At 38.4% G+C, this 22,473-nt stretch carries 15 protein-coding genes, 4 tRNA genes and 1 pseudogene (1 of these 20 running past the window's edge); all 20 read left to right on the forward strand.

Annotated elements, in window-relative coordinates; all coding sequences use genetic code 11:
- The coding region (locus A2294_03000; protein OGH85477.1) for a hypothetical protein at positions 1 to 1,270 on the forward strand (1,270 nt) is incomplete at its 5' end.
- A 39-nt stretch (positions 1,271 to 1,309) separates the two neighbouring features.
- A complete protein-coding gene (locus A2294_03005; GenBank protein ID OGH85478.1) occupies positions 1,310 to 2,047 on the forward strand; it encodes a triose-phosphate isomerase in 738 nt (245 codons plus the stop codon).
- A 1-nt stretch (position 2,048) separates the two neighbouring features.
- The gene (locus A2294_03010; protein ID OGH85479.1) at positions 2,049 to 2,960 is read left to right on the forward strand and encodes a hypothetical protein; all 912 of its coding nucleotides are present in this window, start codon (positions 2,049 to 2,051) and stop codon (positions 2,958 to 2,960) included.
- A 19-nt stretch (positions 2,961 to 2,979) separates the two neighbouring features.
- Positions 2,980 to 3,055, forward strand: a tRNA-Thr gene (locus A2294_03015).
- 2 nt (positions 3,056 to 3,057) lie between these two features.
- Positions 3,058 to 3,143, forward strand: a tRNA-Tyr gene (locus tag A2294_03020).
- A 1-nt stretch (position 3,144) separates the two neighbouring features.
- Positions 3,145 to 3,220, forward strand: a tRNA-Thr gene (locus A2294_03025).
- 31 nt (positions 3,221 to 3,251) lie between these two features.
- On the forward strand, positions 3,252 to 3,407 hold the full coding sequence (locus A2294_03030; protein OGH85480.1) for a 50S ribosomal protein L33: 156 nt from the start codon (positions 3,252 to 3,254) through the stop codon (positions 3,405 to 3,407).
- A gap of 38 nt (positions 3,408 to 3,445) precedes the next feature.
- Positions 3,446 to 3,516 (forward strand) — tRNA-Trp (locus tag A2294_03035).
- A gap of 162 nt (positions 3,517 to 3,678) precedes the next feature.
- On the forward strand, positions 3,679 to 4,074 hold the full coding sequence (locus tag A2294_03040; GenBank protein OGH85481.1) for a hypothetical protein: 396 nt from the start codon (positions 3,679 to 3,681) through the stop codon (positions 4,072 to 4,074).
- Positions 4,075 to 4,258: 184 nt separating this feature from the next.
- Entirely contained in the window at positions 4,259 to 4,966 is a 708-nt protein-coding gene (locus tag A2294_03045) for a hypothetical protein (protein ID OGH85482.1), read from the forward strand.
- Positions 4,967 to 5,073: 107 nt separating this feature from the next.
- Positions 5,074 to 6,009: a hypothetical protein gene (locus tag A2294_03050; protein OGH85483.1), complete on the forward strand. Its 936-nt coding sequence runs from the start codon at positions 5,074 to 5,076 to the stop codon at positions 6,007 to 6,009.
- A 69-nt stretch (positions 6,010 to 6,078) separates the two neighbouring features.
- Positions 6,079 to 6,474 (forward strand): cupin, encoded by a 396-nt coding sequence (locus A2294_03055; protein ID OGH85484.1) that lies wholly within the window; start codon positions 6,079 to 6,081, stop codon positions 6,472 to 6,474.
- Between the two features lie 41 nt (positions 6,475 to 6,515).
- Positions 6,516 to 7,859, forward strand: coding sequence for a hypothetical protein (locus A2294_03060; protein ID OGH85485.1), 1,344 nt, complete (start codon positions 6,516 to 6,518; stop codon positions 7,857 to 7,859).
- 96 nt (positions 7,860 to 7,955) lie between these two features.
- Complete coding sequence (locus A2294_03065) at positions 7,956 to 8,747, forward strand: hypothetical protein (GenBank protein ID OGH85486.1); 792 nt, start codon at positions 7,956 to 7,958, stop codon at positions 8,745 to 8,747.
- A 3-nt stretch (positions 8,748 to 8,750) separates the two neighbouring features.
- Complete coding sequence (locus A2294_03070) at positions 8,751 to 9,671, forward strand: hypothetical protein (protein ID OGH85487.1); 921 nt, start codon at positions 8,751 to 8,753, stop codon at positions 9,669 to 9,671.
- Entirely contained in the window at positions 9,664 to 12,051 is a 2,388-nt protein-coding gene (locus A2294_03075) for a hypothetical protein (GenBank protein OGH85488.1), read from the forward strand. Before A2294_03070 ends, A2294_03075 begins: the two co-directional genes overlap by 8 nt.
- 70 nt (positions 12,052 to 12,121) lie before the next feature.
- A complete protein-coding gene (locus A2294_03080) occupies positions 12,122 to 12,505 on the forward strand; it encodes a hypothetical protein (protein ID OGH85489.1) in 384 nt (127 codons plus the stop codon).
- 29 nt (positions 12,506 to 12,534) lie between these two features.
- The gene (locus tag A2294_03085) at positions 12,535 to 12,915 is read left to right on the forward strand and encodes a hypothetical protein (protein OGH85490.1); all 381 of its coding nucleotides are present in this window, start codon (positions 12,535 to 12,537) and stop codon (positions 12,913 to 12,915) included.
- 42 nt (positions 12,916 to 12,957) lie between these two features.
- A complete protein-coding gene (locus tag A2294_03090; protein ID OGH85491.1) occupies positions 12,958 to 13,779 on the forward strand; it encodes a hypothetical protein in 822 nt (273 codons plus the stop codon).
- An 8-nt stretch (positions 13,780 to 13,787) separates the two neighbouring features.
- A pseudogene (locus A2294_03095) lies at positions 13,788 to 22,473 on the forward strand (hypothetical protein); it runs 23 nt beyond the window's last position.

Consider the following 22,473-nt stretch of genomic DNA (forward strand, 5'->3'; position numbering starts at 1 on the left):
GTATTCCAAATCTAAACTGTCTAATGGAGCAACTGTAATTACTGTTCCTGTTAAGGGCACGGAAGCGGCCACTGTTCTAACTCTTTTTCCCGTAGGTTCTCGTTATGAAAAAGAAAAACAATCAGGTCTTTCCCATTTTATTGAACATATGATGTTTAAAGGCACTCTTAAACGCCCTTCTACTTTAGATATTTCCCAGGAACTGGATAAGGTGGGGGCAGAGTATAACGCTTATACCAGCAGGGATTACACGGGTTATTATGTTAAGGCCAGTTTTGAACACTTGGATTTGTCTTTGGACTTGCTTTCCGATATGCTTTGGGGTTCTCAGTTTAAAGAAGAAGAATTAGAAAAAGAAAAAGGGGTGATTGTAGAAGAGTTAAATATGTATAAAGATAATCCTACCATGTATGCGGAACAGCTTTTTGAGGAAACTTTGTATGCTAATCATCCTTTGGGCAGAGATGTGGGTGGACTAGAAAAAACAGTGCGTCAAATGACTCGGAAAGAAATGGTGGGTTATTATGAATCTTTTTATCAACCACAAAACATGATTTTGGTTGTGGCGGGGAGGATTGATTCTCACTTAAAAAGTAAAGTTATTAAATTTTTTGGCAGTAATCATCATAAAAGCTCCAAACCTATTTTTAAAATATATAAACAACCGGAAAAAACACCCGTTCGTTTAAAAAGTTTTTATAAAAAAACCGATCAAGCTCATTTGGCTTTGGGTTTTCCGTCTTTTTCTTACGACAACTCTAAAAATCCCGCTTTGGCTATTTTAAATGTAGTTTTAGGCGGAACCATGAGTTCTCGTTTGTTTGTGGAAGTAAGGGAAAAAAGGGGATTGGCTTATATGATTAATTCCGGTTTAAATCGTTATTATGAAACCGGTAATTTAGTAGTAAGAGCGGGTTTAGATAAAAATCGTGTAGCCGAAGCCGCTGAAATTATTTTAAATGAATTTGAGAAAATAAAAGAAAAGGGCGTGACAAAGGAGGAATTAAGTATGGCCAAAGAAAATTTGGCCGGTCGCATGGTTTTGGCTCTGGAAGATTCTAGCGCCCAGGCGGAATGGTATGGCAAGCAGGCTCTTTTGATGAAAAAAATACGGACACCGCTTGAAGAAATAAAACGTTTGCGCGCCGTCACTTTAAAGGAAGTGCAAGCTGTGGCCAAAGAGGTTTTTCAAAATAAATTTTTGCGCGTTGCCGCCATTGGGCCTTATGCTACAGCCGGGGATTTAGCCGAGGCGCTTAAAATTAAATAGTATTAGTGAAAGAAGTATTTTTTTGTTATAATTTCGTATATGAAAAAAATTATTGTTGGTAATTGGAAGATGTACCTAAATAAGGGTGAAGCCGTGGAACTATTACAGGCAATTAAAAATGATTTTAAAAATAAGGCCGATTTGGAGGTGGTCATTTGCCCTTCTTTTGTTGATCTATTCGTTGCCGCTGATTTTTTAAAAACCAATGATCTTCCTATTTTTTTAGGGGCGCAAGATTCTTGCTGGGAGGATTGGGGAGCATTTACTGGCGAAATATCACCAAAGTATTTAAAAGAAATAGGCTGTCAATATGTTATTTTAGGCCATAGTGAAAGAAGGCAAAATCTTGGCGAAAATAACGAATTGATAAATAAAAAAATGTTAAAAGTTTTAGCCAACGGCTTGGTTCCTATTTTATGCGTAGGGGAAACTAAAGAAGAAAAAGATAATGGTGAGACTTTAAAAATAATCGGGGAGCAATTGCAAAATTGTTTAAAGGATGTTAAAAATGATAATTTTATTATTGTTTATGAACCGGTTTGGGCAATTGGCACGGGAGCGCCTTGTCTTCCAGAAGAGGCGGAAAATGTACATAAATTTATTAAAGAAAAAGTTAAGAAAATACTGGGCGTGGAAAAGGTCACTGTTTTGTATGGCGGTAGCGTTGACGATACTAATGTGGCCGATTTTTTAAATCAAAAAAATGTGGAAGGAGTTTTAGTTGGCGGAGTCAGTGTTAAAAAAGATATTTTTGTTCGTCTTTTATCCAATTCTTAATATGTTTTTGTATATTCTTCCCTTAGTAATCTTGTTTCTTTGTTTGGGTGTCATAGCTATTATTGTTGTTAGGAAATTTCCCCAACTGTCCGTCTTGGAAGTAGAAAAAATTACGGAAATCAAGCAAGCTAAAGTAAAAGAAGATTTAAAAAAACAAAGGTTTGAAAGGTCTTTAGTTAAGAAGGGTGAAAAAATTAAGGAATTTTTTAAAATTTTTAATTTTTTTTACTTAGGGTGGAAAAAAGTTCAGACTTCTTTTAGGCAAAGGGTTTTTCAAGCCCAGGAAAAGTATAAAAAAATATCTATTGAAGAAGAAAAAGATATTATTCCCACAGAAAAACCAGAGGAAAAAGAAACAATCCAAGGCTTGCTTTTTAAAGGAGAAGAGGCTTTGGAAAGAGGGGATTTGTCTTTTGCTGAAAGAAAGTATATAGAAGTTTTAAAAAAGGATAGTAAAAATATAGAAGCTTACCGCGGATTGGCTAAAATTTACATGGATTTGGACAAATATAAAGAGGCTGAAGAAACTTTTAAATTTCTGCTAAAATTAAATCCTCGAGACGATAGGGCTTATAATCGTTTGGGAATGATTGCGGAAAAAAAGGGCGAAATGGAAAAAGCCATTGAATATTTTGAAAAAGCGATTAGTTTAGACAACAGTTTGGCCATTAGATATTTTGATTTAGGCAGATTATATGCTAAAGTGGGTAAACCCGCTTTAGCCTTGAGGAATTTTGCTAAAGCTGTGGATATTGAGCCTCAAAACCCCAAGTATCTTGACCAATTAATAGAAATCAGTATAATATGTAGAGACCCGGAGATGGCAAAAGAGGCTTTGGCTCGTCTTCAGGAGGTTAATCCTCAAAATCAAAAACTAGAAAATTTAACGGAGAGGATTGAAGAAATATCCTAGAATTTTTACTTCATTTTACGCCGTTGTAGCTCAGTTGGTAGAGCAACTCCATGGTAAGGAGTAGGTCCGCGGTTCAATTCCGCGCAACGGCTCCAGAGGGCAGGTGGCGGAGCGGTCAATCGCAACAGACTGTAAATCTGTCGCCTTACGGCTACGTAGGTTCGAATCCTACCCTGCCCACCAAGCCGACTTAGCTCAGTTGGTAGAGCAACGGTTTTGTAAACCGTAGGTCCAGGGTCCGAATCCCTGAGTCGGCTCCATTCATTATATTATAAATAATTAAATAAAATTATGTCGCAAGATAATCTCATTAAATTAGAGTGTACTGTTTGCAAGCGCGTCACTTATCACAGTCATAAAAATAAAAAAATTCTCAAGAATCGCTTGGAATTAAAAAAATATTGCCGCCACTGCAAGAAACACAATCTTCATAAAGAAACTAAATAAATAGATTGAGACAGAAGAAATTCTGTCTCAATTAGCATGGGGGGTTCGTATAATGGTAGTACAATGGTCTCCAAAACCATTAGCGAGGGTCCGATTCCTTCACCCCCTGAATGAAAAACATCTCTTTGAAAGAGGTGTTTTTTGTTATAGTTTAGCCTAGAAAAGTGTCACCCTTGAAGATTGACTGTACAAGGGGTTGACAAAAATTGATGAATATGTTAGGTTTATTTGAACGGCCAATGGAGGCTTGTTCAGAAAAAAGGAGGAAGAAATGTCCGATTCACTAGATTACGCTGTTGTTTTTGAGTACACCGCTGCGGCGGGCGGCTATGCGGGTGTCCGCACCTGGACCGCTTTCAAGGATAAGGCGGATTTTGAACAGTGGCTTCATAAGACTGACAACAAGGTCTTGCAAAACCAGAAGATAGTCGCCCGGGGCGTTAGCGATGATCAGGCCATTCGGCTCGTTGAAGAGACCCCGATTGAGTCCTACGCCGCGGCTTGTGTTGAAGAGTCTATCAGGTCTGGTCATGTTAGTAAGTTTCTGCTTGAAATGCATCTCTCTAGTACGGCAATGGCCATTGCTCATTCCGGTAGAGATCCGCTGATCTTGGTAAATGAGGTCGAGAAACTGCTCATCCAGAAGGGTGTGTTAGTCATCGATTAATTTTTGTACAACGCAGACAAGGCGCTAAAACCAGCGCCTTTTATTTTTTACCATGACTGTACATAAAACTGTACATAAGCTTGACATAAGTATCAAAAGGTAGTAACGTTGAATTAAGTATTTTTGTCCTTTTTATTTTTAATTTAAACAAGAAATAATTTTTTACCCAAACCTAGGAGGGATCATGATTATTAGTGAGGAGAGTCCCATCCAAGGGGATGGGGAAATAAGAAACTCTTTGGTTCGGGCGCAGTTATTTGTAGAGTTGGTGTCTTTATTGTCGCAAAATCCTGACAAAGGATTGCCAATAGAAGCGTTTGATAAGGTACCTAATTTCCATCAATGTGGAGGCCGTAAAGCAGTTTCTAACCTACTCACTCTGCCATTTATTTGGGACTGGATAGAGAAGAAAAAGTTAAGGAACAGGCCCCATTTGTATTTTATCACTAAAGAGAAGGCTGACCTTTTTGGTCGTTTGGCTAGGGCCGAAGAAGAACAGCTTCATCTACTGGTGAAAAAACAAGGTTGGGGTATTGCCCTATTTAAAGAGATAACCGTGCCCGAGATGATTACTCTTCTAGAAGTGAATCTTATTCCCATGGAGTTTGGCGGTTCTTTATGCCAGATTGAAAATGATCACCACAAAGCAGAGATTTTGGAAAGTTCCGAGGAAATTTTAGCTGAGCCAGATGTCAATCTCCTAGAGATTGAATCCACTCTGGCTTCGCTCAGGGCTAGTGTGTTGATTCTGGATAAACGCCTTGTAGCTCTGGAAGCGAATGCCAAAAAGCGTCGCACTCAGGCTACTGGAAAAATCAAAGACATTCTTCATGACTTTGATTTGACAGATCAAGACGAATTTTTGATGGCGTTAGCAACGGATAATGACTAATTAATGATTTTCAACCCACCCGAGATTGTGTCAACGGTGGTTTTTTATTTCCCAAAATTTTTTTTGATAAAAATTTATGCTATAATAAAAATAATTAAATTTTTATTATGCTTTTATTTACTCCCTTGCCGTCGCAATTAAAAAAACTAACAATTGTTTGTCCGGAAATTGATAAACAATTTATTCCTAGTAAAATTGAAGGAACAAAAGAGACAAAAACTTTCATTGATCCTCTTTTGGAAGATGAACACACTGTTTGTCGAGGATTAGTTCATAAATATCATAATAGGGTGTTGGTTCTTTTAACTATGAATTGCGCGGCCTATTGCCGTTTTTGTACACGCCGCCGCATAGTTTCTGATATTAAGAAGGGTATAGTTTCTGAACGAGATTTAAATAAGATGATCTTATATATCAAGAAGCATCCGGAAATAAAAGAAATAATTTTTTCCGGTGGTGATCCGCTTACTGTGCCGCATTTGTTGAAAATTGCTTTGAAAAAACTAGGCGGCTTGCCACAAATTAAAATAATCAGAGTGGGAACAAGATTGCATTTTTCAAATCCATCCTTGGTGAATAAAAAAGTTTTAGAGGCTCTGCGGGTGATAAAAAACAAGCCTCTTTATTTAATGGTTCACTTTGAACACCCAAACGAACTTACTCCCGCTACCAGACGTGCGATTAAATTACTGCAATCGGTTTCTACAATGTTGTTGTCGCAATCAGTTTCTTTGCGCGGAGTTAATGATTCGGTAGATGTTCTAGAAAAATTATTTTCCAATTTGATTGAAATTGGTGTAAAACCATATTATTTATTTCGTTGTGATTTAGTTAAGGGAGCGGAGCATTTTTTAGTTGATTTTAAAAAGGAGCGAAAAATTGTCAGTGAATTACGCCGAAGATTGAGCGGTTTGGCTATGCCTTTATATGTAATAGATGTTCCTGGGGGAAGCGGTAAAATTCCCGTCCCGCTTGATTTTTGGCCGATGAGAGAAGGCGTTCAATATCGTGATTTTTTGGGCAGATTTAATAGGGTGATTTAAATTAGTTTGGACTTTCTTGAATGTGCTATAATATAAGTATTCTTTAATTATTAAAATTACGTTAAACATATGAAAGGATATGTGATAGATTTAGAAACAATGACGCAGGAAAACAATAAATTCCGTCGTGTTTTATACACGGCCAAAAATAGTCAATTAGTGTTGATGAGTTTATTGCCTGGTGAGGAAATTGGCGAAGAAGTGCATGAACTGGACCAATTTTTAAGAATTGAAAAAGGCCAAGGTAAGGCTATTTTAAATGATGCGGAATATGTTCTTGGTGATGGTTATGCCGTGGTTGTGCCGGCCGGAACCAAGCATAATATTATCAATACTTCTGATAGAGAAGAAATGAAGCTTTACACTGTTTATTCACCCCCAGAACATCAAGATGGCGTTATACGTGCCACTAAAGCCGAAGCCGAGGCCCAAGAAGAACATTTTGACGGTAAAATCACAGAATAAGAAGTTAAAGTCAAATCAGTTTTTAGGAAGATTTAAATTTTATGTTGGTTAAAATGAAAACAGGCTTGTTAATTTTTTTGGCGATTTATTTTTCTCTAACTCCGGCTTTTTTTGTTTTTGCTCAAATCACCCCTTCTTCTTTAGAAGAGGTTGAGCAACAGCAGGCCGATTTGCAGGCACAATTAAAAGATATTGAAAGACAAATTAATCAATATGAACAAGAGCTTAAGACAATACAAGGACAAAAAAATACTTTGCAAAATAAAATCAATCAACTAAAAAAACAGCAATCATCATTAAATTTGCAAATAAAATCAACTACTTTGCAGATCAATTCCTTAACTAAGGAAATTTTTCAGACTCAGTCTTCTATTGATAAAAATATTACCAAAAGCCAGGCTTTAAAACAGCTTTTGGCACAAATATTGAGGACGATAAATGCGCAAGATCAAACTCCTCTTTTGTATACCTTTTTTAATAAGGAACATTTTTCGGAAATTTTTGTGGAGTTAGATAATTACTCTCGTTTATCCAAAGACCTGACTAATCTTTTGGAGCAAATCAAGAAAGTTAATGCGGATTTGGGAAAAGAAAAAGCCAGCTTGGCCGATCAACAAGATGAGGCTGAAAATTTATTATCTATTCAAACTTTGCAGAGGCAAAATTTGAATGATTCTGTAAGTCAAAAAAATGAATTATTGCAAGAAACCAAAGGCCAGGAAAGCAACTATCAAGAAAGTTTAGCCGATTCTAAAAAACGCGCTCAAGAGATCCGTAGCCGGCTTTATCAGTTGTTGGGTGTAGCAGAGAAAATTACTTTTGGGCAAGCCGTGCAGATTGCCACTTGGGCTTCCGATCAAACAAGAGTACGAGCCGCTTTTTTGCTGGCCATTTTAACTCAAGAGTCTAATTTGGGTAAAAATGTAGGTACCTGCAATCGGCCAGGGGATCCTCCTAGTAAAAGTTGGAGGGTAGTTATGAAACCGGAAAGGGATCAAGAACCTTTTTTAGAAATAACCAAGGAATTGGGATTGGATCCTGATATTACGCCGGTATCCTGTCCAATGAAGGATAGTAAGGGAAAGCAGATGGGGTGGGGTGGAGCTATGGGTCCGGCGCAGTTTATTCCCTCCACTTGGATGGGGTATAAGAACAAAATAACGGCTATTACCGGCAAAAATTCTAACCCTTGGGATATTCGTGACGCTTTTTTGGCTGCAGCCTTAAAATTAGCAGCTGACGGGGCTACTTCTCAAAAAGGAGAATGGGCTGCGGCTATGCGTTATTTTTCGGGTTCCACTAACCCTAAGTATAGTTTTTATGGCGATAATGTGGTGGCGCAGGCGGCTAAATATCAAAATGATTTAAATGAATTGAATAAATAATTTTTAAAAGGGTTGAGTGTAAGCCATTTGAGTGGGTTATTTTGTGGCTTTTTGGTCAGGGTGCTATAATAGAGGTATCTTTTTAAAATTAACATTATGGAAGTTATCATTATTTTGGTTTTTTCCATTGTTCTGCAAATACTCTGCATAGTTTGGGCATTTACTTTAATTAAAATTAGCAATGTCCGGACGGTGTGGTGGTTTTTTGTGGCGGCGTTTTTTTTCCGGGTTTGTCGCAATATTTTATTTTTAGTAGATTTTTTTCAAAAAAACAGTACTTTATTAAGAATGACCGAAGAAATATTCGGTTTTTTTATTTCTTTGCTTTTTTTTATAAGTGTCATAAAATTAAAACCAATTTTTTTACGTTATCAGACCAACATTAAAGAATTAAAAGAGATTCAGGAAAATTATACCGCCATTATGCGTGGTAGCCGGGATGGTATTTTGGTGTTGCAAGATGAAAAAATAAAGTTTGCCAATGCCAGCATGTTTAAAATGACCGGTTATGCTGAAAAGGAAACCCTGGGTAAAAAATTTGTTGATTTTGTGGATCCTGTTTTTCGCGATTTGTTATTGGAAAAATATAAAATGCGTTTGGCCGGAAAAATAAAACCGGAGGGTCAGTATGAAATTAATATTTTACACAAAAGTGGCCGTTTAATTCCGGTAGAAATAAATGTTTCCTTAATACAATATTTAGATAAGCCCGCTACTATGGCTGTTGTTCGCGATACTAGTCTTAGAAAGAAAATTGAAAATAAGAAACAAGATACTAACGAAGAATTATTAAAAATAAACCAGACCTTAATTGGGCGAGAATTAAAAATGATGGAATTAAAAAAAGAAAATGAGGAACTAAAATCCAAACTTTCGCAGAAAAAATAATCTATGTTTAATTTTACTAAATCCTTGGTTTCTACCTGGGAGATAAAAAATGAAGAGAAAAAATATTTTAAAAAGTGGTGTCACCTTTTGACGGAAGCGGCACACGATATAATATATATTATAAATAAGGATTTTCAAATAGACTACGTCAACAACTTTGCGGCCAAATGTTTAAAAAAAGATGCTGTGGAAGTAATCGGCAAAAAAGATATAGAAATTTTTCCGCCAGAAATAGCTGCTAGGCATAAAAAAAATTTAGAAAAAGTTCTAAGCACAGGTGAATCTTTGTATTATGAAGCCGAAGATGAATTGGGGGATAAAAAGATGTTCTTGGGTACATGGCTCAGCCCTATTTTTGATGATAAGAAAAAGGTAGTGGCCGTTTTGGGTATTTCCCGTGATATTACTTTTCGTAAGAATTTGGAAACACAATTGGCAGAGAGCGAGAAAACTTATCATAGTTTAGTTGATTCGTCACTCGACGCCTTGGTGATTCATGATGGCGGAAAAATAATTTACGTCAATCAGTCGGCCTTGAAAATGTTGGGTACGAATAACCTACAAAAAATAATCGGTCGGAATGTAATGGATTTTGTTCATTCTGACAGCAAGGATTCGGTTAAAAAAAGAATTGAAACAATGCTGAGTGGCGAAAAATTGAGCGTGCCGTTTACAGAAGAAAAATTCATTAGCTTAGATGGAACTCCAATTGACGTAGAAGTCGGCTCCGTGGCCATTTTTTTTAAAGGTGTTAAAGCTTTCCAGGTAATTGCCAGGGATTTAAGACAGAAAAAAAATATTGAAGAAGAAAGAAAAAAAAATTTAGCCGAACTTGAGAAAATAAATAAGTATTTGGTGGGACGAGAACTAAAAATGAGGGAGCTTAAAAAAGAAATAGCGGAATTAAAACAAAAGTGTGCTTAAAAAGACTTTACAGAATAAATTGATTGTTTCAACCCTGTTGATTATTTTTTTGTCCGGCCTGTTTGCTAGTCTAGCCGTATTTTTCTATACCAGACATGCTTTGGTGGAAAATCAAAAAAAAGGGTTACTGGCAATAACTAAAGAACAAACCCACGAAATCAATGAAATTTTTATTTTAAATAAGGAATTAATCAAAAAAATATCTCAAAGAAATGAATTGCAAAATTATTTACGTGAAGAGTCATCTTTTCAAGATGAGAAAATATTGGATTTATTAAATTCCTATGTTCTGGGTGATTCTTATTTGGCAATTTATTTATTAAATAAAAATGGCCTTACTTTGGCTTCTACCGACCCTCGTTTTACGGGGCAGAATTATAGTTTTAGAAATTATTTTAAAAAGTCTATTGTTGGTAAATATTTTTTGGAGGCTAATATTGGTGTAACCAGCAAAGAATTGGGGTATTATTTTTCCGCTCCAGTAATTTCCAGTAATGACAATCGTGGGGTAGAGGGGGTTATAGTTATTAAATTAAACCCCAAGGCGTTTGAAAGGGCTTTTCATTTGAATGAAGACGTGAAAGGTAAATTAATGGTGGTTAACGGCGAAGGCGTGATTTTATTTTCTAATTTTCCAGAAAGAAACTTAAAGAGCCTGGGGGTTTTGAGTAAAAATTCACAAGAACAAATTGAACAAGGAAAAAAATTTCCCGGAATAACCATCACTCCTTTGGTTTATGATCTGGCCCAGCAAGAGGTGGAAAAAGAAAAAAATCAGTTTATTTTTGATTTTTTTGATATTGCAGAAAACACGAATGAATTTATGGCCGGAGCCGAGATCGGCGACACCAATTTTTATTTGGTTTTGGAAGTGGCTACAGATTTTCTTAATAATCAAGCCTTCTTGATTTCCTGCGCGTTGCTTTTATTTGTTGTTTTATCCATAATTTTTTGCTCTTTAATAATTATCTTTATTATTTCGCATTCTTTTTATCCCTTGCGGGAGATAAAAGACATTGCCCAGTTAATTTCTTTGGGCAATTTTCAAAAAAAAGTTAACATTAAAACAGGTGATGAATTAGAAGAATTGGGCAATTCAATTAATATTATGATTGATAGTTTACGCGATTCTTATGGCAATTTGGAATTTAAAATTGATGAAAAAACCAAAGAATTGGCCAAGCAGTTGGAAGCAGCTTCGAAAAAAAATAAAGTTTTAAATGATACGCAAAAAGCGGTGGTTAACGTCTTGGAAGATATTCAACAGGAAAAAAATATTTCTCAAAATTTAGCTCAAGATCTTTTAAAATTTCAATTGGCTGTGGAGAATGCTTCCGACCATATTATTATCACCGATCCCGATGCTCATATTTTGTATGCCAATTATGCTGCCGAAAAAATTACCGGATATGATAGAAAAAAAATGGTGGGGCAGACTCCGGCTTTATGGGGTAAACAGATGAATAAGGATTTTTATGAAAAAATGTGGAGGTCTATCAAGACAGAAAAGAAAGAATTTTCCGGCGAAATAATCAATAAAAGGCAAAATGGAGAAAAGTATATAGCTGAATCTCATATAATTCCTATTTTCAAAAAAAACGGTGGATTGCAATTTTTTGTAGGCATTGAAAGGGATATCACTAAAGCTAAAGAAATTGATAAAGCCAAGACCGAGTTTGTCTCTTTAGCTTCTCATCAATTGCGCACCCCCCTAACTGCCATTAGTTGGTATATAGAGATGTTGATGAATGGCAAAGCCGGAAAATTAAAAAAAGATCAAAGAAAATATTTACAAGAAGTTTATAGCGGAAGCATTAGAATGCGTGATTTGGTTAATGCCCTGCTTAACGTTTCTAGATTAGAGATGGGAACCTTTATGGTTGAACCGCAATCAATTAAAATTGAAGAGGTGGCTAACAGTCTTATAAAAGAAATGCACCCTACTGTTTTAGAAAAAAAGATAAAGATTAGCAAATCTTTTAAAGATTTACCAAAGGAGTTTTTGGCCGATCTCAATTTGTTTAGAATTATTTTGCAAAATATTTTGTCCAATGCCATAAAATATACACCCAAAGGGGGTAGTGTTTCTTTCGATGCGGAAAAAAAGAACCAAGATATTTTAATCACTGTAAGTGATAATGGTTATGGCATCCCCAAAAATCAGCAGAAAAATATTTTTACCAAATTCTTCAGAGCCGATAATGCCAGGATTAAAGATCCCAACGGAACAGGTCTGGGTCTATACATTGTTAAATCTGTTTTGGACCATTCTGGAGGAAAAATTTGGTTTGAGTCAGAGGAGGATAAGGGTACTAAGTTTTTTGTTTCCCTTCCTTTAACCGGCATGCGTAAGAAGGCGGGGGAAAAGGGGTTGATTTAAATAAGCCTATTTTATTGTAGTATTAAAATATATTTGATATAATATATTGATGAATTAATTAGCAATTTATATGTTTGGAAGAAAGAAAAACGGCAAAGTGCTAATTGTGGAGGATGACGCGCTTTTAGCTAAGGTTTTAAGTCAGGGTTTCGCCGCAGAAAATTTTGAAGTAGGTGTGGTGGAAAACGGTTTGGAGTCATTGGATATGGCTAAGAAGTTTCAGCCCAAAATAATCCTTTTAGATTTAATGTTGCCGGGAATAGACGGTTTTGAGGTTTTAAAACAGCTTAAAGAAAGCGAGGAGACCAAGAATATTCCGGTTATTGTCATTTCTAATCTGGATCAAGTTTCCGATGTAAAATCGGCCAAAGTTTTGGGCGCCGAAGAATATTTTATTAAAGCTAATACACAACTGCAAAAAATAATTGACTACACCAAATCCCGAATTGGTTAATTGGTAAGTTATAATAGGAGTTTGAAATTATGGCAAAAACAAGAAAAAAAATAATTTTAATAGTAGAAGACGATGAAATATTACTTAGGGCCTTGTATTTATTATTTCATAATAGCGGTTATACTATAGCTTCGGCCACCGATGGTGATTCAGCGTTAAAAATGGCCCAGAGGCTAAAACCGGATTTGGTTTTACTTGATTTACTTTTACCTAAAATGAATGGCTTTGATGTTTTGCGAGACATGAAAGCCGACCCTAATCTTAAAAATATTCCAGTAGTGGTTTTATCTAATTTGGGAGATGTTTCAGACATAGAAAAAGCCAAAGGGTTGGGGGCTTTTGATTATTACGTTAAGGCCAATACAGAATTATCTTCTTTGGAGGAAAAAATAAAAAGTGTTTTAGGTTAGTTATTTAACAATTTAATTTGCGCCTCTTGGTGCATTAAAAAAATGAAGACTAAATGGCTTAATTTTGTTTTGCTTTTAACTAATCGCATCTATGCTAGAAAGCAAAACATTTTAACCCTCACAGGCATTCAAACTGTTGGGGGGATTTTGGTTTTAATTTTACTAGAAATTATTTTGGCAATAGTTTCTTTGCCAATTTATTTAACCACCAAAAGTGACGGTGTTGTGGCTTATTTTGAGGAAAAAGGAGGATATGAAAAAGTGGCTTTTGACTATAACTTAAGAAGAATTTTGACAATGACCGGCGTGGGGGTGATTCTTTTAATTTGGCTGATTAAATTATTACTCATAATTTCCGTTTCTTCAATTTTTGGACCGCTAAAATTATATCAGGTAAGTGATTTGCGTCCGGCGGAGATGGCCGATAAACTGTTAGTTCAAACAGAAACAGGTATCCAAACCGCTCGCGTTTCCCAGGATTTGTCCATTCCCATTTTAAGTGGCATTAAAAAAGAAAGAGGCGGCAATTATTTATTTTATGGGGAAGCCAGACCCTTGGCTACGGTTGTTTTGCTTTTGTCAGATTTACAAACTGTAATTTACAGCGGAGTTGCTAATGATAAGGGCCAATGGGAGATTACGCATTTACGTCAGGATATTAAATTAAGAGATGGCAATCACTCGGTGTTGGTTTTCTCTTATGATGAGCAGAAAGGGATAAGAAGTAATATCTCATCGGCACAATATTTTAAGATATCCACTCCTTGGTATGAAGATTTAATGAGCCAGGTGGATATTTTGGCTAATTGGTCTGTAGTTTTGATAATTGTACTGGGTGTCTTTATTACTTTTTTGACCATTTAAAATAAAATATGTCAACCAAATGGTTAAATTTTTTCTTTAAACTGGCGGCCGTTGATTTTAAATTAAAAGAAAGGATGATCAAGTCAGAAAAATGGTTTTTGGCCGCTTTTTATGCTCTAACTATTTTTTTATTGGAGATTTTATTGTTTTTTGTTTCTTTGCCTTTATTTTTTATTGTCACCCCCGGGCAGGTTCAAGAGAGGGGTAAAATTTTTCCTAGTAAAGAAAGAGATCCTATTCATATAAGGTCTTTTATTGTAAGGCGCAAAATTAGTATTGTAACTATTTTTGGCGCCGGAGGAATTTTTGTTGTAAAGACGGCCTTTATTGCTCTAGTTTCTTTTTATTTATTGGGCGCGCAGACTTTGCTTGCCGCTACGCAGAATTGGACCTTTGATGTGGGCGGCGATTACACTTTTGATAGCGCCAAAATAGAGGTGATAGGTGGAGTCGCCAGACTTAAAGATACAGGCAGTACAACTTCTGGTAATACAACTAATTCTGGTTTTACTACAGATGCCACCGGTTGGACTTACGCGGACTGGGGTCAGGGTGGGGGAGAGGTAAATATTACAGGTGCCCATGTGACGAGCGGTGGCAATCCCGGAGCTTATGTTAATATCAGCGCTCCAGCGGGTATCGGCGATGAATTGGGTGGCTATTGGCGGCAATCTTTTATCACTTCAGTTGATAATCCCACTACCACTGTAAGTTTTGATTGGCTAGTTACGGCTTTTGATTCATCTCCGGTTCCTAATACTTTTAAACTTTATGTTTTTGTGGATACAGGATCGGGCGTGCCCACTATTGGTCAAGAAGTTTGGTCTTCGGGAGAAATATCGGGCACAACCGGTTGGGCGTCAGTCTCTAATTTGGACGTTTCTTCCAAAGTTACCACCGCCGGAACTTATTATTTAAAAGTGGCGATGTGGGTGGAAACCCCGGGTTCCACTTCCGGACCTTTTACCATAGGTTATGATAATGTTTTGTTGAATTGGACCAAAACCACTCATGTTTATGCTTCAGATAGTCCTGCTATTAATCCAACATCTTCTCTTACCATGACCAAAGCCGTCAGTTGGGACGGTTTTTCTGAAACCGCCACTAAAAATGGCGGAGAGATTTATTATCAATTATCCACCGATGATGGTTCCACTTGGCAATATTGGAACGGTTTGGCTTGGGCCGTCGCCGGAGGAAGCAATTATAACATTGCTAGCGTTATCAACAGCAATATCAGTACTTTTAGCACCAGCAGTAATAAAATAATGTGGAAGGCTTTTTTATCCGGCGACGGCTCACAGCAGGTTATTTTAGATAATGTGGCTGTCACTTATACGGAAAATACTCCGCCAGCGGTAGCCAGTTTAGTACCGGCGCAAAACACTACCTATGGTTATGTTAACATTGGCTATAATTTACAAGATGCCAATAGTGATTTGTCCAGTTTGGTTACTTATGAGTATTCTTTGACCGGAGCTTTTACGGGCGAACAAGTAACCGTGACAGCTTCTTCAACAGATTCTTCACATAGTGGTACAAGCGGTCTAACCACTACGCCCGGCGGTACGGCGCATACTTTTGTTTGGGATGCCAAATCGCAACTTGGTGCGGTTTATAATACCGGGGTTTATGTCAGATTGCGCGCCAACGATGGCATTCAAAATGGCTCTTACGCGGTTTCATCGGCCATAACAGTTGATTATATTGATCCCGTGGTTTCCAATGTTTCCGCCGTTCAAATTTCAGGTTCAACTAATGTGATTGTTAATTATGATTTGACAGATAATACCTCGGATAATTTATATGTGGAATTAGATGTTTCTGAAGACGGCGGAGCTACTTGGGCTGTTGCGGATACGTCTGTTACCGGAGATGTAGGCGTTGGAATCACTGCCGGAGTGACTAAGGCCATTACTTGGGCCGCCGGCACAGATTTTAGCGGGCAACAACAAAGCGATTTGCAAGTTAAAGTGCGCGCCAAAGATAAATGGCAGAACCAAGGTGCATATACAGCCTCATCTAATTTTTCTTTAGATACTTTAAATCCAGCTACCGCTACCACTGCCAATCTGCAAGCTCAACCTAATGCCGGCGATACAACTGTTTTAATTGGCGGTTCTTTTACAGAAGTTAATCCCAATTTAAATGATTTTTTTGCGGCTATTAATGGTGGAGACTATGGTACTGCCACTGCCGGTGATTCTAATACTGCCACCCCTTCCAACCAATCTACAACGGTGGGCGCCACTTTAGATGGTAATGATTATATTTCTAAAGTTAAAATTGTCCACGCAGATGATTATAACAATTCCGGTACTAACGAAAATGTTGCTCCCGGTGCGGCTTTTAAATATGTAAAGCCTTACACGCCACCCGCACCAACTTTAAATAATCCCGTAACAACCCGTTTGGATTTGCAAGTTAATGAAGCGGTGGGTGAGGCCGGCGATTTGGAATATGCCATGCAAGAGACTACTACTGGTAATTATGTGCAAACCGATGGAACACTTGGCGCCACAATTACTTGGCAGATTTTAGGTACAGCTTCTGGGCAGTGGGGGAATGGTTTGGGGGTGCGCGGTAAGGTTCGTATAACAGGTCTTTCTTCCCCAGTTTCGCAATATATTTTTAAAGTAAAATCACGCAATCCATCTGATGCGGCGCATACGGTTTCTTCTGAATCCGCTTTTTCGGCTACGGCTCAAATTCCCAATACTGCGCCGACAATTTCTTTGGATTCTTATTCTCAAACAACAGATGGAACACAATATGTTCCAATCAATTATACGGGTACTGATGGCCAGGGCGACAGCAACAGCTTGAGTTTATATGAATATTCTCAAGATAATTCTACTTGGTTTACCATGACAGAAAAATCCGGTGTTGGTTCCGGTGGAGTAAACAATTTGGTTTTTTTACCAACAGGTAGCGCTTATCTTTTTGCCTGGAATTCTGCAACCAATTTGTCAAATATTGAAGATTCAACAGTTTATGTAAGACTTCGTTCCAATGATTCTTTAATTAACGGCACCACGGCAACTTCGGCCGCACTAGAGATTGATAATAAACTGCCGGTTGTTGCTTCAGTTGTTGCTTCTCAAAACGCCGGAGCACGTACTGTTACTATCACTTATAATCTAACCGACGCCAATAATTCCACTGTAGAACTGAATGTTTCTTCCGACGGGGGTTCCACTTGGAATGTAGCCACTTCTTCCGCCACCGGCGCGGTTGGTTCAGGAGTTACTCCCGGTAGCGGCAAGACTATTACTTGGAACGTTGGAACAAATTTTGATGATGAATACAATACTAATATGAAGTTGCGGGTGAGGGCGCGTGATACCTTTGGCAATCAAGGCAACTTTAGTGAATCGGGGAGTTTTACGGTTGATACTCACGATCCTTCTTTAACCAATGTGACAGCCAGTCAAGATAGCGGCGTTTTAACTTTTACCTTTGCTTATGACCTTTCAGAAGATGCGGGTAATGTAAATGTGGAATTAGAAATTTCTTCTGATAATGGATCTACATGGACAGTACCAGTCACTTCTGCCGCGGGCGAGGTGGGAAGCGGTATTACGCCGGGTATTGGAAAAATAATTACCTGGAATGGGGCAGCTGATTATAGTGATCAGGAAAAAACAGCCATGAAAATTCGTTTAACAGCTACGGATAGTTATAGTAATGCCGGGGTGACAGCTTCTTCTGCTTTTGCTTTAGATACAAAAGACCCGCGTGTGACTAATGTTTCCGCCAGTCAAACTCTAGGCGCAACCAATGTTGTTGTCAGTTATGATTTGGCCGATCAAAATACTTCTTTGGTTGAAATTGACATTTCCGAAGATGGTGGCTTCACTTGGAGCGTGACTGATACGAGCACGAGCGGCGATATAGGCGCGGGAATTGTTGCCGGAACAAATCAAACTATTACTTGGGCGGCTGGAACAGATTTTAACGAACAGCAACAAACGGATCTTAAAGTAAGAGTGCGCGGGCGTGATACTTTTAATAATCAATCCGCTGATACCAATTCCTCTAATTTTTCTTTGGATACTTTAAATCCGGCATCTAACGTGACGGCCGATCTGCAAGCCCAGCCTAATGCCGGAAACACCACTGTTTTAATTGGCGGTTCATTTACAGAAACCAATCCTAATTCTAATATTTTTTATTTAGCACTTAATGGCGGTGCTTATGGTGTGGGAACAACCGGCACGGCTAATACAGAGAGTCCCTCTAACCAGGTTACCGGATCGGGCGTTGCTTTGGATGGGAATGATTATCTTTTTAAGGTAAAAATTGTTCATACTGATGATTATAATCAAACAGTGGATAATGAAAATACTTCACCGTCTGCTACCTTTAAATATGTTAAACCTTATACTCCGGCCGCGCCCACAGTGGATAACCCGACGGTGGGAACAGTAGATGTAACCATTAACAAAAACTCCTTGGAGACCGATGGTTTAGAATACGCCATCTACGAAACCTCCCAAGCTAAATATGTTCAAACGGATGGTACTTTGGGTGTTAGTCCTGTTTGGCAAACTTTAGGAACCGGAGTCGGTCAGTGGGGTAATGCTTCAAGTATTACCGGTAAAATTACCATCAATGGTTTAACCACTCATTCTTATCTTTATCAATTTCAAGTAAAATCCAGAAATACCAGCGATGCCTTGCACGCCGCTTCCAGCGAGAGCGCTTTATCTTCCGGTGCTTCATCTGCCAATCAATCGCCAACTGTAAGTTTAGCAAGTGTGGCGCAAACCACCAATGGTAGCAGATATGTCACTATTAATTATAACGGTTTTGATTTAGAGGCGGAAAGTGTTAGTTTGGTTAGTTTTCAATATTCTCGCGATAACTCTGTTTGGAGTACCATGACGGAGAAAACAGGCGTGGGAAGCGATGGTACAATCAGTCTATCTTTTGGCAATTCCGGAGTTGGTGTTGCCCATGATTTTATGTGGGATGTGGGAACGGATTTGTCTAATATAGAGGATGACACTGTTTATGTAAGATTGCGTGCTAATGATGGCACCTCTAACGGTAATTTATCCGCTTCCAGTGCCTTTGTTGTTGATACTAAAAATCCGATAATTGCTTCTGTTGTTGCTAGTCAAACTTTGGGGTCCGGCAACGTTAATGTCAGTTATAATTTAACCGATTTATCTAATTCCGGTGTGGAATTGAATATTTCCGAAGATGCCGGTTCTACTTGGGATGTAGCAACTTCAACTACTTCTGGAGATATTGGCAACGGAGTAGTGCCAGGCTTTGGTAAAAGTATAGTTTGGGGAGCTGGAACTGATTTTTTTAATCAAGAACAAACAGATCTAAGAGCGAAAATTAGAGCAACAGATTCTTTTGGTAATCTCGGTTCCTTTTATTCTTCTGCCAGTTTTGCTTTAGATACCAAAGTGCCAGCCGTTTCCAGTGTTTTTGCTGTACAGAATTCAGGCGCCAATACTGTAAATATCACCTATAGTTTATCTGATATCAATAGTTCTAATGTGGAAATAGATATTTCCGAAGACAACGGTTCAACTTGGGGTGTCACGGATACCAGTGTAACAGGGGATATTGGCAGTGGCGCTGTCTCCGGTAGCAAAACCATTACTTGGAATGCGTCCGCGGATTTTCCTAATCGCGATCAGGGAAATATGAAAGTGAGGGTGCGTGCTACAGATATTTATAATAATGCCGGCAGTAATGTTGACTCCGCTGTTTTTAATGTGGACACCAAAGCGCCAATAATGGTCAATGTTTCAGGAAATCAATTAAATGGTTCGCGTTTTGTCTCCTTTAATTATGATTTGACAGATTCGGGGTTGGTTAATGTAGAAATTGATATCTCTAGCGATAGCGGCGCTACTTGGGCAGTGACTGATACCGGTGTGACTGGAGATGTAGGGTTGGGGATTACACAGGGAAATAATAAAACAATTGTTTGGAACGCAGGAACAAATTTTGATGATCAGGATCAAAATGATATTCGCGTGAGAGTGCGCGGTCTTGATCCTTATAATAATTCCAGCGGTGACATAGAGTCCTCTAATTTTAGTGTGGATACTAAGAATCCGATAGTGGCCACCGCGGCCGATTTAACTATTCAACCTAATGCCGGTGACACTGCTGTTTCTGTTGAGGCGTCTTTTACAGAAACTAATCCGGCCAGTAATGAATTTTTAGTGGCGATTAATGGTGGAGCTTACAACGCTACTACCACAGGAGAAAGTAACACTGCCACTCCCGCGGTTCAAGCTACTGTTGTTGGCACTACATTAGATGGCAACGATTATGTTTCTAGAGTGAAAGTTTTACATACCGATGATTTTGGACAAGCTACTCTTAATGAAAATACTTCACTTGCCGCCGTTTACAAATTTGTCAAACCCTATGCTCCACCCGCTCCTACGGTTGATAATCCTCAAAACACTTCTGTGGATGTGTCCATAAACACTTTTGTGGGTGAGGCCAGTAATTTGCAGTATGCCATTTACGAAGTTTCTACTGATAAGTATGTCCAAAGCAATGGTGTGCTGGGGTCTTCCCCTGTCTGGCAAACTTTGGGCACTTCTGCCGGTGAGTGGGGCAACACTACTGGTATTAGTGGCAAAGTAAGTGTTACCGGTTTAACTTCGCCGGTGGCTAATTATACTTTTAAGGTTAAATCACGTAATCCTTCTGACGCAACTCACGCTGTTTCTAGTGAAAGTGCTTTTTCCAGTACCGCGGCTATTGCCAATAGCGCTCCCTCAATTGCTATCACCAGCGCGGCACAACAATCGGGAACAAATCATGTTTTGATTGATTATACAGGAACAGATGCTCAAAACGATACCAATAATTTATCTATTTTTGAATATTCCCTTGATAATTCTGTCTGGCACGCCATGACGGAAAAATCCGGCGTCGGCTCTGATGGTGTGAGCGGTTTGGTTTTTGCTTCGGCTGGAACCGGTTATACTTTTGCTTGGGATATTAATACAGATTTGCCTAATACCGAAAACGCTACAGTTTATGCACGATTAAAATCAACCGATACTTTGGCGGATAGCAATTTAGCCGCTTCTTCTGCTTTTGCTATTGATACTATTGGTCCGGTAGCTTCTAATATTAGTGTTTCACAAAATCCCGATTCCAATATTGTTAACATCAATTATGATTTAGCCGATAACTCCGGTGGGGGAATCGCCGTGGAACTTTTAATTTCTGATGACAATGGTTTGACTTATACGGTAGCCACTACCACTTTAACCGGTGATGTAAATTCGGGTATTTCTGCCGGTGTGGGGAAAACCGTTACTTGGAATGCCGGTATTGATTTTGCGGGTGATGAACAAAGCGATATGAAATTAAAAATCCGCGGTCGTGATGTTTATGGTAATTTAGGTAATTTTACGGAGTCCTCTATTTTTACCGTAGATACTAAGAGTCCAATAATTTCTGCTGTCAATGCTTCTTTGACCGCGGGTTCTTCTAGCGTGGTAATTACTTATACTTTGGTCGATTTATCTTCTTCTGGTAATTTGGTAGAGTTTGGCGTTTCAGACGATGGCGGACTTTCTTGGAATGTAACCACCTCTTCTGTCAGCGGAGAAATTGGCGCGGGACAAACTATTGGTTCTAAAACATTCACGTGGATAGCCGGAACTGATTTTATGAATGAATATCAAACGGATATAAAGGTAAGACTCAGGGCCAGAGATTACTTTGGTAACCAAGGATCATTTAGTAATTCCAGTAATTTTGTTGTAGACACCAAAAATCCTATTGTTAGTAATATTAGCGCCATTCAAACTTTAGCCACGGAAAATTTTGTTATTACTTATGATCTAAGTGAAAATTCCGGTGATTCTAACGTTGATTTGCAAATTTCCTCTGATGGGGGCGTCACTTGGGACGTTGCCTCCAGCACTGTGACGGGCAATGTAGGTAGCGGCGTTTCCTCTGGAAATAATAAGACCATTAATTGGAATGCCGGTGTAGATTTTAATGGACAAGAGCAAACAGCCATGAGAATCAGAATTAGAGCCGGGGATTCCTTTAATAATTTTAGTTCTTATGTTTCTTCGTCCGATTTTACTTTGGATACCGGTGCGCCGGTTGGGCTTTCTTCGCTTGCTAAATTTTCTTCAACTACCAGTACCGTCACTTTAACATGGGGTTCGGGCGTTACAGATAATAATTTTAATCATTATGAATTATGGTATGGTTCTGTGGAAAATGATGTAATAAACACTACTGGTACGGCCTTGCGTTGGGCAATAACCGATGATGCGACTTTAGCTAGCATTTTAACCAATTCTACCGTTATTTTCGGCGTTAGCATTGTTGACGATTTTTATGTAAAGATTTTTGCGGTTGATAATTATAATAATATTTCAACCACTGCGCAGATAAATGTTTTTACGCCAACTCCTGCTACATCGGAGCCGACTACAGCCCCAGCGGCTACAACTGGTGGTGGCGGCGGCGGTGGTGGAACGCCAGTGGCTCCTTTAATTAAGTTGTCTAAACCGATTTTGACGCCTTTAAATTCGCCAACCAATAATACCCAAGTAATAATCAGAGGCGTGGCGGCGCCGCGTACTCGCGTAGACTTATATGATAATGGAATTTTTGTGACGCGTTTTAATTCCGTTTCTGGTAACGATGGGGTATTTAGTCAACCTTTTACTTTTAATC

The organism is Candidatus Magasanikbacteria bacterium RIFOXYB2_FULL_38_10, from assembly GCA_001783145.1.
Taxonomy (GTDB): domain Bacteria; phylum Patescibacteriota; class Patescibacteriia; order Magasanikbacterales; family UBA10003; genus GWC2-40-17.

Excerpts from the sequence above, each read along its gene's own strand:
- A2294_03005 (OGH85478.1), top strand. The coding sequence starts at position 1,310 with ATGAAAAAAATTATTGTTGGTAATTGGAAGATGTACCTAAATAAGGGT.
- A2294_03010 (OGH85479.1), top strand. The coding sequence starts at position 2,049 with ATGTTTTTGTATATTCTTCCCTTAGTAATCTTGTTTCTTTGTTTGGGT.
- A2294_03030 (OGH85480.1), top strand. The coding sequence starts at position 3,252 with ATGTCGCAAGATAATCTCATTAAATTAGAGTGTACTGTTTGCAAGCGC.
- A2294_03040 (OGH85481.1), top strand. The coding sequence starts at position 3,679 with ATGTCCGATTCACTAGATTACGCTGTTGTTTTTGAGTACACCGCTGCG.
- A2294_03045 (OGH85482.1), top strand. The coding sequence starts at position 4,259 with ATGATTATTAGTGAGGAGAGTCCCATCCAAGGGGATGGGGAAATAAGA.
- A2294_03050 (OGH85483.1), top strand. The coding sequence starts at position 5,074 with ATGCTTTTATTTACTCCCTTGCCGTCGCAATTAAAAAAACTAACAATT.
- A2294_03055 (OGH85484.1), top strand. The coding sequence starts at position 6,079 with ATGAAAGGATATGTGATAGATTTAGAAACAATGACGCAGGAAAACAAT.
- A2294_03060 (OGH85485.1), top strand. The coding sequence starts at position 6,516 with ATGTTGGTTAAAATGAAAACAGGCTTGTTAATTTTTTTGGCGATTTAT.
- A2294_03065 (OGH85486.1), top strand. The coding sequence starts at position 7,956 with ATGGAAGTTATCATTATTTTGGTTTTTTCCATTGTTCTGCAAATACTC.
- A2294_03070 (OGH85487.1), top strand. The coding sequence starts at position 8,751 with ATGTTTAATTTTACTAAATCCTTGGTTTCTACCTGGGAGATAAAAAAT.
- A2294_03080 (OGH85489.1), top strand. The coding sequence starts at position 12,122 with ATGTTTGGAAGAAAGAAAAACGGCAAAGTGCTAATTGTGGAGGATGAC.
- A2294_03085 (OGH85490.1), top strand. The coding sequence starts at position 12,535 with ATGGCAAAAACAAGAAAAAAAATAATTTTAATAGTAGAAGACGATGAA.
- A2294_03090 (OGH85491.1), top strand. The coding sequence starts at position 12,958 with ATGAAGACTAAATGGCTTAATTTTGTTTTGCTTTTAACTAATCGCATC.